Genomic DNA, 13,378 nt, shown 5'->3' on the forward strand with positions numbered 1-13,378 from the left:
CATGGCAGGCCCCACGCACGACCCCGCTCTCTACACCGCCCGTGACGTCGTCCCGATCCGTCGGGCGCTGCTGTCGGTGAGTGACAAGACCGATCTGCTGGTGCTGGCCGCAGCGCTCGCCGAGGCCGGCATCGAGATCGTCTCGACCGGGTCGACGGCCGCCACGATCCGGGATGCCGGACACGACGTCACCGACGTCTCGGCCGTCACGGGCTTCCCGGAGTCGCTCGACGGACGCGTGAAGACCCTGCACCCGGGTGTGCACGCCGGTCTCCTCGCCGACCTCCGGCTCGACAACCACCGCGCGCAGCTCGGCGAACTCGGCATCCAGCCGTTCGAGCTCGTCGTGGTGAACCTGTACCCGTTCGTCGAGACCGTCCGCTCGGGCGCCGAGGGCGACGCGGTCGTCGAGCAGATCGACATCGGCGGCCCCGCGATGGTGCGCGCGTCGGCGAAGAACTACGCCAACGTCGCGATCGCCGTCTCGCCCGAGAGCTATCCGGCGATCATCGACGCCGTGCGCGCCGGCGGCACGAACCTCGATCAGCGCCGCGACCTCGCCGCGCGCGCCTTCGCGCACACGAGCGAGTACGACCGAGCGGTCGCGACCTGGTTCGCCGAGGAGACGCTCGCCGGCGAGGGCCTCCCGAACCACCTCACGATCACCGCCGAGCGGCTCGAGACCCTCCGCTACGGCGAGAACTCGCACCAGCGCGCGGCGATCTACACCCGGGTGGGCGGCCACGGCATCGCGCAGGCGACGCAGCTGCAGGGCAAGGCGATGTCGTACAACAACTACGTCGACGCCGACGCGGCGCTCCGCGCCGCCTTCGACATGGTCAAGCCGGCCGTGGCGATCATCAAGCACGCGAACCCGTGCGGCATCGCCGTGACGGCGCCCAACGCGCTCGACCCCATCGCCTCGGCGCACCTGCGTGCGCACGAGTGCGACCCGGTCTCGGCCTTCGGCGGAGTCATCGCGGCCAACCGCACCGTGACGCTGAAGATGGCCGAGAACCTCCGCGACATCTTCACCGAGGTGATCGTCGCGCCCGACTTCGAGCCCGAGGCCCTCGAGGTCTTCCGCCTGAAGCAGAACCTCCGCATCCTGCAGCTGCCGGCGGACTGGCAGCAGGAGCGCATGGACGTCCGGCTCGTCTCGGGGGGACTGCTCCTGCAGGATGCCGACCGCTTCCCCGACGACATCGAATCCGTCGCGGCCAACTGGGAGCTGGTCTCGGGCGAACGGCCCGATGCGGAGGAGATGACCAACCTCATCTTCGCGTGGAAGGCCTGCCGCGCGGTGAAGTCCAACGCGATCGTCCTCGCGAAGAACTCCGCCACCGTGGGCATCGGCATGGGCCAGGTGAACCGGGTGGACTCCTGCCGCCTCGCCGTCGAGCGCGCGGGCGATCGCGTGCAGGGCGCGGTCGCGGCATCCGACGCGTTCTTCCCGTTCGCCGACGGACCGCAGGTGCTGCTGGACGCCGGAGTCTCGGCGATCGTGCAGCCGGGCGGATCGGTCCGCGACGCGGAGGTCGTCGAGGCCGCGCGTCAGGCGGGAGTGACGATGTTCTTCACCGGGGAGCGGCACTTCTTCCACTGACCCGAGTGGCGGCCACCGTCGTGTCCGATTTCCGCCAGCCGGTGTCGGCGGGGCATGTCAGGCTGGGGGAGTGCACCCCGGAATGACCTTCGACGAGCGGTACCGCGCGATCCACGCGCGCGACCGCCGCTTCGACGGGCAGTTCGTCACCGCGGTGCGCACGACCGGCATCTACTGCCGGCCGAGCTGTCCCGCACGCACGCCCCGCGCCGAGAACGTCACGTTCTTCGCGACGTCCGCCGCCGCACACGAGGCGGGGTACCGCGCCTGCAGGCGCTGTCTGCCCGAGGCGGCGCCCGGGTCTCCCGCCTGGGATCTCCGCTCGGATGCGGCGGCCCGCGCCATGCGGCTGATCGCCGACGGCGTCGTGGATCGCGAGGGTGTCCCGGGGCTGGCGCGCCGCCTCGGATACTCGTCCCGGCATCTGACGCGTCTGCTCACCAGCGAGCTCGGCGCAGGCCCCCTCGCGCTCGCGAGGGCGCAGCGGGCCCATACCGCGCGGACCCTCCTCGTCGGCACGGAGCTCTCGGCGGCGGAGGTCGCCTTCTCCTCGGGCTTCTCCAGCATCCGCCAGTTCACCGAGACCATCGGCGAGGTGTTCGGGATGCCGCCCACCGAGCTGCGCGCGCGTCGTGCGCGCGCGACGACCGACGCCCCTGTCGCGGGCACGGTCGACCTGGCCCTGCCGCTGCGCGAACCCATCGACACCGCGGGGCTCTTCGGATGGATGCGCGCCCACGCCGTCCCCGGGGTCGAGCACGGCGACGGCACGAGCTTCTCACGCACCGTCCGCCTCGCGGGCGGCCCGGCATGGTTCGCCGTGCACCAGACCGATGACGGGCGGCTCCGCCTGCGCGCGCGGCCCGCGGCGCTCGGCGACCTGGCCCCGCTCCTCGCGCGGGTGCGCCGCCTGTTCGACCTGGACGCCGATCCGCTGGCCGTCGACGAGACCCTCGCCCGGCATCCGGAGCTGGCGCCGGCGGTCGCCGACATCCCGGGTGTGCGGGTCCCCGGCGCGATCGACGCCCCCGAGATGCTCCTGCGGGCGATGATCGGCCAGCAGATCAGCGTCGCCTCCGCCCGTACCCTCCAGGGGCGTCTCGCTGCGGCACTCGGCGACCGGGTCGAGACCGGGGAGGAGGCGTCGATCCTCTTCCCGGATCCCGCGGTCATCGCCGAGCGGGGCGCCGAGGTGCTGCGCGGTCCCGGCGCCCGCATCCGGGCGGTCATCGACGCCGCCGCCGCCCTCGCCGACGGCACCCTCACGCTCGGTCCCGGGGACGACCCGGGCGAGCAGCGGGCGCGGCTCCTCGCCCTCCGCGGGGTCGGCCCGTGGACCGCGGACTACGTCCGCATGCGCGTCCTGGGTGATCCGGACGTCCTGCTGCCCGGAGATGTGGCCGCTCGCACCGGCGCGGGCCACCTCGGGCTCCCCTCCGATCCGGCCGGGTTCACCGCGTGGGCCGGGCGCACCGCGCCGTGGCGCAGCTACGCCATGGCGCACTTCTGGTACGCCGCCCCCGTGACGCGCGCGTGGCGCACCCCGGGTCCGGGGTCCGTGCCGGTCACCGATTCCGCCATGCAAGGAGCGCCCGCATGACCTCCGCCCTGTTCCAGATCGTCGACACCCCCGACGGGCCGTTCGCCCTCCTCGCGGACGCGGGCGACGGTGCCGTCCTCGCCTCGGGGTGGACCGACGACCGCGATGCCCTCGTCACGCGCCTGTCGCCGGATCACCGCCCGCTCGCGGTCCAGGACGGAGAGACGGATGCCGCGGCCGCCGTCGCCGCGTACTACGCCGGCGACCTCCGCGCGATCGACACCGTCGTCGTCCGCGCCTGGGGCACACCGCTGCAGCGTGCCGGATGGGACGCCCTCCGCCGGATCGATCCGGGTGCACCCCTGACCTACACCGGCCTCGCGGCCGCGCTCGGCGCCCCGCGCGCCGTCCGGGCGGCGGCCTCCATCTGCGCGCGCAACGCCCCGGCGCTCTTCGTGCCGTGCCATCGGGTGCTCCGCGCCGACGGCTCTCTCGGCGGCTTCGCGTGGGGCGTCGCAGTGAAGGAGAGTCTCCTCGCGCGCGAGAAAGCGCTTGCGCCGACCGTCGCGGCGCGCGTACGGTAGAAGGCTGTCGCGTCCGCTCCGGGCGCGCTCGGGCCCTGCCCGCTCACCTGAGGAGGACGCCATGATCCAGGCCGCCGACGTCGCGAAGACCGCCGCCCTCCTCCCCGCAGGCCTCACCGGTTTCGGACCGGGCTCCCGCCGCTAGGGCAACTTCCGCTCTTCCGCCCGCGGGCATATCCCGCCCACTTCCGTGTTCTCTCCTCCGGGAGACCGCGTCCGCGCTCGCCCGCGCCCACCTCGCCCGTCTCGGGCCCGCTCCACCTCCCACAAGGATCATGACCGCTAACGCCAGCCCGAAACGGCCGACCGTCTCCACTCCGCGCGCCCTTGCGCGCCTGCTTCCCTTCGCACGCCCCGTGCTCCCGCGCCTCGCGCTCGGCGCCGCGAGCGCGCTGGTCGCGAGCCTGCTCGCCCTGGCGATCCCGCTCGTCCTCGAGCAGGTGGTCGCGGGCCCTCTCGCCTCGGGCGACACCGTCCTGATCGTGTGGGGGGCCGTCGCGATCCTCGGGCTCGGCCTGACCGAGGCGCTCATGGTGTGGCTGCGGCGGTGGTTCGTCCTCGGCCCGTCGACGAAGGTCGAGTTCGGTCTGCGCACGAGCTTCTACGCCCGGCTCCAGCGACTCCCCGTCTCGTTCCACGACCGCTGGCAGTCCGGCCAGCTCCTCAGCCGGATGATGCAGGACATCAGCATGCTCCGGCGGTGGATGGCCTTCGGCGTCGTCCTCCTTGTCGTGAACACCCTCACGATCCTCGTCGGCACCGCCCTGCTCTTCCGCTGGCACTGGGCCCTCGGCACCCTCTTCCTCCTCGTCTCGGCGCCGCTGTGGTACGCCGGCTATCGGTTCGAGAAGACCTACGGCACCCTCGCCCGCCAGAGTCAGGACCAGGCCGGCGACCTCGCCACGAGCGTCGAGGAGAGCGTGCACGGCATCCGCGTCCTGAAGGCGTTCGGGCGCGGGACGCACGCCCTCCGCAAGTTCGCGCGCCAGGCGGAGACCCTCCGCGAGACGGAGCTCGACAAGGCCCGCGCGGTGGGCTGGATCTGGTTCTGGCTGGTCCTCCTGCCCGACATCGCCTTCGCGCTGTGCCTCGGCCTCGGCATCTTCCTCGTGCAGCTCGGGCAGCTGCAGACCGCGGAGCTCGTGGCGTTCTTCGCCATGGCCGTGGTCCTCCGGTGGCCGATGGAGTCGATCGGCTTCCTCTTCTCCTTCACCCTCGATGCGCGGACCGCCACCGACCGCATCTTCGAGGTCTTCGACGAAGAGAACACCATCACCGACCCCGCCTCCCCGGCATCCCTCACCGCGCCGCGCGGCGAGCTCGCCTTCGAGGGGGTCCACTTCCGGTATCAGGATGCCGCGCCCGGCGAACGCGACCTGCTCGACGGCATCGACCTGCAGCTGCGGCCCGGGGAGACGATGGCGCTCGTCGGACTGACCGGGTCCGGGAAGACGACGCTGACGACCCTGCCCACGCGTCTCTACGACGTCACGGGGGGTCGGGTGACGCTCGACGGCGTCGACATCCGCGACCTGTCGCTGCGGGAACTGCGCACCCACATCGGCATGGCGTTCGAGGATGCGACCCTGTTCTCGCAGACCGTGCGCGAGAACGTCCTCCTGGGGCGTGAAGACCTCGATCCCGCCTCGCCCGAGGGGGAGGCGATCATGCGGGAGGCGCTCGCCGTCGCCCAGGCGCACTTCGTCGACGACCTCCCCGAGGGCGTCGACACCGTGATCGGCGAAGAAGGACTCTCGCTCTCCGGCGGACAGCGTCAGCGACTCGCCCTCGCGCGCGCGGTCGCGGCGCGGCCCGCGGTGCTCGTGCTGGACGACCCGCTCTCCGCGCTCGACGTGGACACCGAGAAGCTGGTGGAGGACGCGCTTCGCGAAGTCCTCCACTCCACCACCGCGCTCGTGGTCGCGCACCGCCCGTCGACCGTCACCCTCGCCGACCGCGTGGCGCTGCTCGAAGCCGGCCGCGTCACCGCCGTCGGCACCCACTCGGAGCTCCTCCGCCGGAGCGAGCACTACCGGCACGTCATCTCCAGCCTCGAGGAGGCGAACCCGTGACCCCCACCACCGTCTCCGGCACGAGCGGCGAGGACCGCTCGGACTACACCCGCGAGGAGAGCCGCGCGATCCGCCGTCGCTCCCTGCGGCTCCTCGGCTCGCTCATCTCGCCCGTGCGGGGCCAGCTGATCCTCGCCGGTGTCGTGCTCGTCGTCTCCACGGCCCTCCGGGTGATCGGCCCCGCCCTCATCGCGTTCGGCATCGACAGCGCCCTGCCGGCGGTCCTCGACGAGATGGACTGGATGCCGACGATCGGCGTCGTCGGGCTCTACCTGCTCACCGCGGTCAGCGGCGCCGCCCTCATCGGGTGGTACGTCGTGGTGGCGGCCCGCCTCACGCAGGCGATCATGCTGGACCTTCGCAAGCGCATCTTCCTGCACACCCAGCGGCTCAGCCTGGAGTTCCACGAGTCGTACACGTCGGGCCGGATTATCTCCCGGCAGACGAGCGATCTCGACACCATCCGCGAGCTGCTCGACGGGGGCCTCAACGAACTCGTCTCCGGCGTGATGTTCGGTCTGTTCACCCTGGTCGCCCTCCTGCTGCTCGATTGGCAGTCGGGCGTCATCCTCGCCGTCATGGGGATCCCGCTGTTCCTCCTGATGCGCTGGTTCTACCTGCGCTCGCAGCGGGTCTACCGCGAGTCGCGGGTGGTGAGCGCCTCGGTGATCGTGAAGTTCGTCGAGTCCATGACCGGCATCCGCGCCGTCAAGGCGTTCCGCAAGGAGCCGCGCAACGACGAGGAGTTCGGCGGACTCGCCGAGCACTACCGGGACGTGAACATGCGCTCGATCCGTCTGTTCGGGACGTTCGAGCCGGGCCTCATGGCGATCGCCACCGTGTCGCTCGCCCTCATCGTGCTGTGGGGCGGCATCCGCGTCGCCGACGGCGCTATCGCGGTCGGCGTCCTCACGGCGGCCGTCCTGTACGTGCGGAACTTCTTCTCGCCGCTGCAGGAGGTCGCGTTCTTCCTGAACTCCTACCAATCCGCCACGGCCGCGCTCGAGAAGGTGTCCGGCGTCCTCGACGAGGAGCCGACCGTGCCCGACCCGGCCGAGCCGGTCGACCTGTGGACCGCGCGCGGGCACGTGGAGTTCCGCGACGTGACCTTCGGGTACGCCGACGGGCCGACGATCCTGCCGCACTTCTCCCTCGACATCCCCGCCGGGCAGACGATCGCCCTGGTGGGGACGACGGGGGCGGGCAAGTCGACGCTCGCCAAGCTCGTGTCGCGCTTCTACGATCCCAGCGCGGGGGCGGTCACCCTCGACGATGTGGACCTCCGTCGGCTGCACCCGAAGGACCTCCGCCGGGCGATCGTCATGGTCACGCAGGAGGCGTACCTGTTCAGCGGCACGGTCGCCGACAACATCGCGCTGGGCAAGCCCGACGCGACGCTCGAGGAGATCAAGAACGCCGCCCGTGCGGTCGGCGCGCACGCGTTCATCGAGGCGCTCCCGGACGGTTACGCCACCGATGTCAACAAGCGTGGCGGTCGCGTGTCGGCCGGACAGCGCCAGCTCATCTCCTTCGCCCGCGCGTTCCTCGCCGACCCCGCGGTGCTGATCCTCGACGAGGCGACGGCCTCGCTCGACATCCCGTCGGAGCGGCAGATCCAGCAGGCCCTGCAGACGCTCCTCGCCGATCGCACGGCGATCATCATCGCGCACCGCCTGTCCACGGTCGCGATCGCCGACCGGGTGCTGGTGATGGAGCACGGGCGGATCATCGAGGACGACGAACCCCACGCGCTCATCGAGGGCTCCGGGAAGTTCGCCCAGCTGCACGCGGCATGGCGGGAGTCTCTCGTCTGACGCTGCGCGCGCACCGCGCATATCCCCTGTGCACGGTCACGGAGATGTGCACGATGACGGATGCCCCGTGGGCATCCTGTCCGCGATCGTGCACATCTCCGCGATCGTGCTCGCGCGAGGGGACGCGAACGTGACAGAAGCCGCCGTCCGAGGACGGCGGCTTCTGCGGGGAGTGGGGGACGTAGACGGCGAGGCCCCGATGGGGGAGGGGTATCCGAGGCCCCGCCGCCGGTCTGCGCGGAGGTCAGAGACGGGTTTCGGCGATGACCTCGCCGTACTCCGTCTCGCCCACCGGCTCGAAGCCGACACGGTGGAAGAAGGCCTGCGGCCCTCCCTCACCGGCTTCGTAGATGACGTTCACGTGCGACATGCCGCGCTCGCGGGCCTCGCCGAGGAGAGCCTCGACGGCGAAGCGGCCGACACCGCGGCCCTGGTCGTCGGCGTCGACATTGATGCGCCACAGGACCGAGCGGAAGTGCTCCTGAGGGAAGTCGGGGTCGAAGTTGCCGCTGATGAAACCGACGACGTCGTCGCCGTCGAGGACGACGCGCTGCCAGGAGGTCTGCGGGTTCACCACGGTGGCCGCGATCCCGTAGCTGACGGGGGAGAGGAACTCCTCCTGTCCGGGCTTGAGGGACATGTTGTTGACGGCGACGATCGTCGAAGCGGACAGTTCCTCAAGTCGCAGTTCACCCATGGCCCCAGGCTAACGGCAATGCCCGTCGGGGTCACGCGCGGGTGTGGACAGGGCGTCACACAATCGCGCGCGGGCGGGCCGAGATATCTCGACGTCGAGATACTTTGAGGTCGGTGCGATAAGGTGAGCGGGACTGAAAGAAGGACGACACAGGTGACTGACTCGACCATCATCTACACGTACACCGACGAGGCGCCGGCGCTGGCGACGGCATCGTTCCTCCCCATCATCCAGGCTGTGACCGGCCAGGCGGGCGTCGATGTCGAGATCCGCGACATCTCGCTCGGCGGCCGCATCCTCGCCGCGTTCCCCCAGAACCTCACGCCGGAGCAGCAGGTGGGCGACGCGCTCGCAGAGCTCGGGGGCCTCGCGACGCTGCCCGTGGCGAACATCATCAAGCTGCCGAACATCTCGGCGTCCATCCCGCAGCTGAAGGCCGCCATCGCGGAGCTGCAGGGTCTCGGCTACGACATCCCCGCCTACCCCGACGACCCGCAGAGCGTCGAGGACAAGGACATCCGCGCCCGTTACGACCGCATCAAGGGCTCCGCGGTGAACCCGGTGCTCCGCGAGGGCAACAGCGACCGCCGTGCGCCGCTGGCTGTGAAGAACTACGCCAAGAAGCACCCGCACCGCAACAAGCCGTTCGCCGAGGGGTCGAAGACCCGCGTCGCCACGATGGGTCACGACGACTTCAAGAGCAACGAGAAGTCCTGGGTCGCGGCGCACGACGACGTCCTCACCATCCGCCACATCGGCGAGGACGGCACCGAGACCGTCCTGAAGGAGGGCCTCAAGGTCCTTCCGCGCGAGATCATCGACGCGACGTTCCTGTCCGCGGCGGCGCTGGACGCCTTCCTCGCCGAGACGCTCGCCGCGGCATCCGCCGACGACGTCCTGTACTCCGTGCACCTCAAGGCCACGATGATGAAGGTCAGCGACCCGATCATCTTCGGGCACGTCGTGAAGGCGTACTTCGCCGACGTGTTCGCCCGGTTCGGCGACCGCATCGCCGAGGCCGGCCTCACGCCCAACAACGGTCTGGGCGGCATCCTGTCGGGGCTTGCGACGGTCGAGGGCGGCGACGAGATCGTCGCGGCGATCGAGGCCGCCCTCGCCGAGGGCCCGCGCCTGTCCTACGTCAACTCCGACAAGGGCATCACCAACCTCCACGTCCCGAGCGACGTGATCGTCGACGCCTCGATGCCCGCGCTCGTCCGCAACGGCGGCAAGCTCTGGGGCGCCGACGGCGGCGAGGACGACACCATCGCCGTCATCCCCGACTCCTCCTACGCCGGCGTCTACCAGGCCGTCATCGAGGACGTCATCGCGAACGGGCCGCTCGACCCGGCCACGATCGGCACGGTTCCCAACGTCGGACTCATGGCGCAGAAGGCCGAGGAGTACGGCAGCCACGACAAGACCTTCGAGATCGCCGCCCCCGGCACGGTCCAGGTCGTCGACTCGGAGGGCACCGTCCTTCTCGAGCACGTCGTCGGCACCGGCGACATCTGGCGTGCCACCCAGACCAAGCACATCCCGGTGATGGACTGGGTGAAGCTCGCCGTCACGCGCGCTCGGGCGACCGGCGTGCCCGCGGTGTTCTGGCTCGACGTCAACCGCGCGCACGACGCCCAGCTGATCGCCAAGGTGCACCAGGGCCTCGCGCTGCTGGACACCGCCGGCGTCGAGATCGTCATCCTGCCCCCGGACGAGGCGACGAAGTACACGCTGGAGCGCATGCGCCGCGGCGAGGACACGATCTCCGTCACCGGTAACGTGCTGCGCGACTACCTCACCGACCTCTTCCCGATCCTCGAGGTGGGAACGAGTGCCAAGATGCTCTCGATCGTGCCGCTCCTCGCGGGCGGTGGCCTCTTCGAGACCGGTGCAGGCGGCTCCGCCCCCAAGCACGTGCAGCAGCTGGTGGAGGAGAACTACCTCCGCTGGGACTCGCTCGGGGAGTTCTTCGCCCTGGCCGCGTCGCTCGAGCACCTCGCCACCACGACCGGCAACGCGCGGGCCCAGGTCCTCGCGGACACGCTGGATGCCGCGACGGGGACGTTCCTCGAGAACGACAAGTCGCCGGGCCGCAAGCTCGGTTCGATCGACAACCGCGGCAGCCACTTCTACCTGACGCTCTACTGGGCGCAGGAACTGGCGCGCCAGACGGCGGATGCCGATCTCGCCGCGATCTTCGCGCCGGTCGCGGAGGCTCTCGCCTCAAACGAGGAGACGATCGTCGCAGAGCTGGGCGCCGTCCAGGGGCAGCCGGCGGACATCGGCGGCTACTACCGTCCGGACACCGCTCGGGTCGACGTCGTCATGCGTCCGTCGCAGACCTTCAACGGCATCATCGACGCGCTCGCCTGAGCGACGCGTCGCACAACATCGAAACGGTCGCCCGCAGCTCGCGGGCGACCGTTTCCGCGTTCGCGCGGTGGTGGTGTTCGAGCGTCGTCAGATCCGCGTCGCGAGGAACGCGGCCTGCTCCAGCCACTGGCGGCTCTGTCCGCCCTCGTGGTCGTTGAACGAGTACACCCGGATCTCCTTGTCGGATGCCGCGTAACGGTTGAACGCCGCGAACACCGTCGACGGGGGACAGGTGAGATCCATCAGGGCCGCAGAGAAGAGCGCCGGTGCGGTGGCCCGCTGGGCGAAGGCCGCGCCGTCGAAGTAGGACAGCGTGCGGAACACACGCTCCTCCGCGCCACGGTGGACGGCGAGGTACCGCACGATCTCCTGGTACGGGTCGCGATCGGTGAGCCCCACAGCCCGCCGGAAGTGGCAGAGGAACGGCACGTCCGGCATACAGGCGCGAAGACCGGTGCTCAGCCCTGCGACGGCCAGGGCGATCCCGCCACCCTGGCTGCCGCCCGTGACCGCCACGCGGCCCGCATCGATGCCGGGGAGCGTGCGGACGGCGTCGACGGCGCGGACACCGTCCGTGAACACGCGCCGGTAGTAGTAGTCGGCGGGGTCGTCGATACCGCGGGTCATGAAGCCCGGGACGGACGGCCCCGTCCCGTGCGGATCGGGGGTGTCGCCGCCGGTGCCCCATACGCTTCCCTGGCCGCGGGTGTCCATGAAGAAGTGCGCGTAGCCCGATGCCGCCCACGCGAGCCGCTCGACGGGCAGTCCGCGTCCACCGCCGTAGCCGTTGAACTCGACGACGGCGGGGAGCGGGGCGTCCGCCCCGGCGGGGACGGTCAGCCAGCCTCGGACGGGGTCGCCGGCGAATCCCGGGAAGGTGACGTCGAAGACCTCGAGCTGCGTCAGCGGCGTCGCGTGAGGCGCGACGGTCGCCGGCGCGTCATGGCTGCGCGCGGCGGTCAGCGTATCCGTCCAAAAGGCGTCGAAGTCCGACGGCTCTGGGATGTCGGGGTAATAGGACTGGAGCTCGTCGAGCGGCAGGTCGAATCGGGGCACCCCGCCACTCTAGGACGGACGAATCTCGATACGCCGCCTCTGGCGGCTACTCGATCTTGACCCGCGCCGCGTCAACGCCGCTGCGCGGCATTGATCCGGCACGCGTCAATAGTGCACCCAGACCTCGGTGCCGGTGGGCGTCCAGTCGTAGAGGTACTTGGCGGTGGCGACCGGGAGGTTGACGCAGCCGTGGCTCATCTGCTGCCCGAAGCTGTTGTGCCAGTACGCGCCGTGGAAGGCGATGTCGGGGGCGAAGTAGACCACCCACGGCACGTTCTCCGTGCAGTACTCGGCGCCCTCGAAGCAGCCCATGTCCTGCATGGACACGTGGGCGAAGACCTCGAAGCGACCGGTGGGGGTGGGCGTCCCCGGCAGACCCGAGGAGATCGGGTACGACGAGACGACCTCGCCGTTCTCGAACATGTAGGTCATCTGCGAGCTGAGGTTGACCTCGATGGTGCGGGCCAGCGAGGTCGTGGCGAACTCCGTCTCGGTGACCGGCAGGGCGAACGCACCCTCGCCCGCCGCGAGCTGCGCGGCGTAGTCCTCGGCGATGCCGGCGGTCTCGCCGAGCTCGCGGCCCGTGACGCCGGCGATCTCCTCGCGCAGCACGTCGCCGCGGGAGTTCGTGATGACGCGGGCGTCGACGGCGGCGCGGTTCACCGCCTCGGGGAGGCCCCCGACCATGCCCTCGATCGCCGACGCGTCGGCGTCGATCGTGAACGAGCCGGCGCCATCGGGGGTGACGGTCAGCCATGAGGCCGCGACCGCGCGGTCGACGGGGACGACGCGCTCTTCGCCGACGTAGAAGCCGGCGGTGTCGAGGATGCCGTTGAGGCGCGCGGCGACCTCATCGGCCGCCGCGGTGGTGGTGATCGCGTCCACGGGAGCGGCGACGGCCTCGAGGCTGACGCTGCTCTCTCCGGCCGCGAAGGCGTCCTGGAGGGCGAGGCGGACGGTCTCGACGTCGATCCCCGTCCCCTCCGCGGAGGGGGTCGTGACGTACGTGGTCGAGCCGGCGTCGAAGGCGAGGGTGGCCTCGACCGGGTCGGTGTAGAGGTCGGGGGCGGCATCGCGGAGCGCGGAGGTCGCGGCGATCGGGTCGATCTCCACCGGAGCGTCGACGGATGCCGGGAACCACGCGGTCGGGTTCCACGCGGGCGAGGCGGCGTAGGCCGCGTCGACGAGGGCCGCCGCGTCGACGGATGCCCCGAGGTCGGCTCCGGTGACCTCGACGTCGCCGCCCGCGCCCGTCAGGACGACGGTGGTCTCGGCGAGGCGCTGATTCACGGCGTCGACGGCGGCGCCCGGGGTGTGCAGACCCACGCCGACGCCGCCCACCGCGGCCCCCGGGGCGACGAGGAAGAGCGACGAGACGACGAGACCGACGGCGGCGACCGCGGCGCCCACCCCGATCCACAGGCCGGTGCGGCGCTTGCGCGGCGCGGGCTCGGCGGGAGCCCAGGCGTAGACGGGAGCGTCGGCGTCGCCGCCCGAGGCGTCGACGCCGTCGGTCCGGTCCGACTCGACGGAGTCGTCCGTGTCGGTCCTGGTCGTGAGATCTGTCACGTCATTCACCCCCCGGTTCTGCGCGCAGTGTCGTTCCATGGTAAGGGACGGCAGGTTACGGCGAGAT

9 protein-coding genes are annotated in these 13,378 nt (G+C 71.1%); 6 read left to right on the forward strand and 3 right to left on the reverse strand.

Annotation, left to right across the window (positions count from 1 at the left end; translation table 11 throughout):
• Window position 1: 1 nt before the first annotated feature.
• The 5 genes from purH to ABXJ56_RS10395 all read left to right on the forward strand — a co-directional run bounded on the left by purH (window position 2) and on the right by ABXJ56_RS10395 (window position 7,616).
• Window positions 2-1,606, forward strand: a complete 1,605-nt coding sequence (gene purH, locus ABXJ56_RS10375; RefSeq protein ID WP_353999590.1) for a bifunctional phosphoribosylaminoimidazolecarboxamide formyltransferase/IMP cyclohydrolase — start codon at window positions 2-4, stop codon at window positions 1,604-1,606.
• Between the two features lie 82 nt (window positions 1,607-1,688).
• Complete coding sequence (locus ABXJ56_RS10380) at window positions 1,689-3,206, forward strand: DNA-3-methyladenine glycosylase 2 family protein (protein WP_354000002.1); 1,518 nt, start codon at window positions 1,689-1,691, stop codon at window positions 3,204-3,206.
• Window positions 3,203-3,730: a methylated-DNA--[protein]-cysteine S-methyltransferase gene (locus ABXJ56_RS10385; RefSeq protein WP_353999591.1), complete on the forward strand. Its 528-nt coding sequence runs from the start codon at window positions 3,203-3,205 to the stop codon at window positions 3,728-3,730. Before ABXJ56_RS10380 ends, ABXJ56_RS10385 begins: the two co-directional genes overlap by 4 nt.
• Before the next feature lie 275 nt (window positions 3,731-4,005).
• Entirely contained in the window at window positions 4,006-5,802 is a 1,797-nt protein-coding gene (locus tag ABXJ56_RS10390) for an ABC transporter ATP-binding protein (RefSeq protein ID WP_353999592.1), read from the forward strand.
• Window positions 5,799-7,616 carry an ABC transporter ATP-binding protein gene (locus ABXJ56_RS10395; protein WP_353999593.1) on the forward strand — a complete coding sequence of 606 codons (1,818 nt, stop codon included), beginning with the start codon at window positions 5,799-5,801 and terminating at the stop codon, window positions 7,614-7,616. The genes ABXJ56_RS10390 and ABXJ56_RS10395 overlap by 4 nt, the downstream gene beginning before the upstream one ends.
• 244 nt (window positions 7,617-7,860) lie before the next feature.
• Here the strand turns inward: ABXJ56_RS10395 and ABXJ56_RS10400 are convergent, their stop codons facing one another.
• Entirely contained in the window at window positions 7,861-8,313 is a 453-nt protein-coding gene (locus ABXJ56_RS10400) for a GNAT family N-acetyltransferase (RefSeq protein WP_353999594.1), read from the reverse strand.
• Window positions 8,314-8,466: 153 nt separating this feature from the next.
• Between ABXJ56_RS10400 and ABXJ56_RS10405 the strand changes: the two genes are divergently transcribed.
• The gene (locus tag ABXJ56_RS10405) at window positions 8,467-10,686 is read left to right on the forward strand and encodes an NADP-dependent isocitrate dehydrogenase (protein WP_353999595.1); all 2,220 of its coding nucleotides are present in this window, start codon (window positions 8,467-8,469) and stop codon (window positions 10,684-10,686) included.
• Window positions 10,687-10,773: 87 nt separating this feature from the next.
• Here ABXJ56_RS10405 and ABXJ56_RS10410 read toward each other — a convergent pair whose 3' ends face one another.
• Both ABXJ56_RS10410 and ABXJ56_RS10415 read right to left on the reverse strand, forming a co-directional pair.
• Window positions 10,774-11,742: an acetylxylan esterase gene (locus ABXJ56_RS10410; RefSeq protein WP_353999596.1), complete on the reverse strand. Its 969-nt coding sequence runs from the start codon at window positions 11,740-11,742 to the stop codon at window positions 10,774-10,776.
• A 105-nt stretch (window positions 11,743-11,847) separates the two neighbouring features.
• The gene (locus tag ABXJ56_RS10415) at window positions 11,848-13,311 is read right to left on the reverse strand and encodes a L,D-transpeptidase family protein (RefSeq protein WP_353999597.1); all 1,464 of its coding nucleotides are present in this window, start codon (window positions 13,309-13,311) and stop codon (window positions 11,848-11,850) included.
• Window positions 13,312-13,378 lie beyond the last annotated feature (67 nt).

Source organism: Microbacterium aurantiacum, assembly GCF_040532595.1.
Lineage (GTDB): Bacteria > Actinomycetota > Actinomycetes > Actinomycetales > Microbacteriaceae > Microbacterium > Microbacterium chocolatum_B.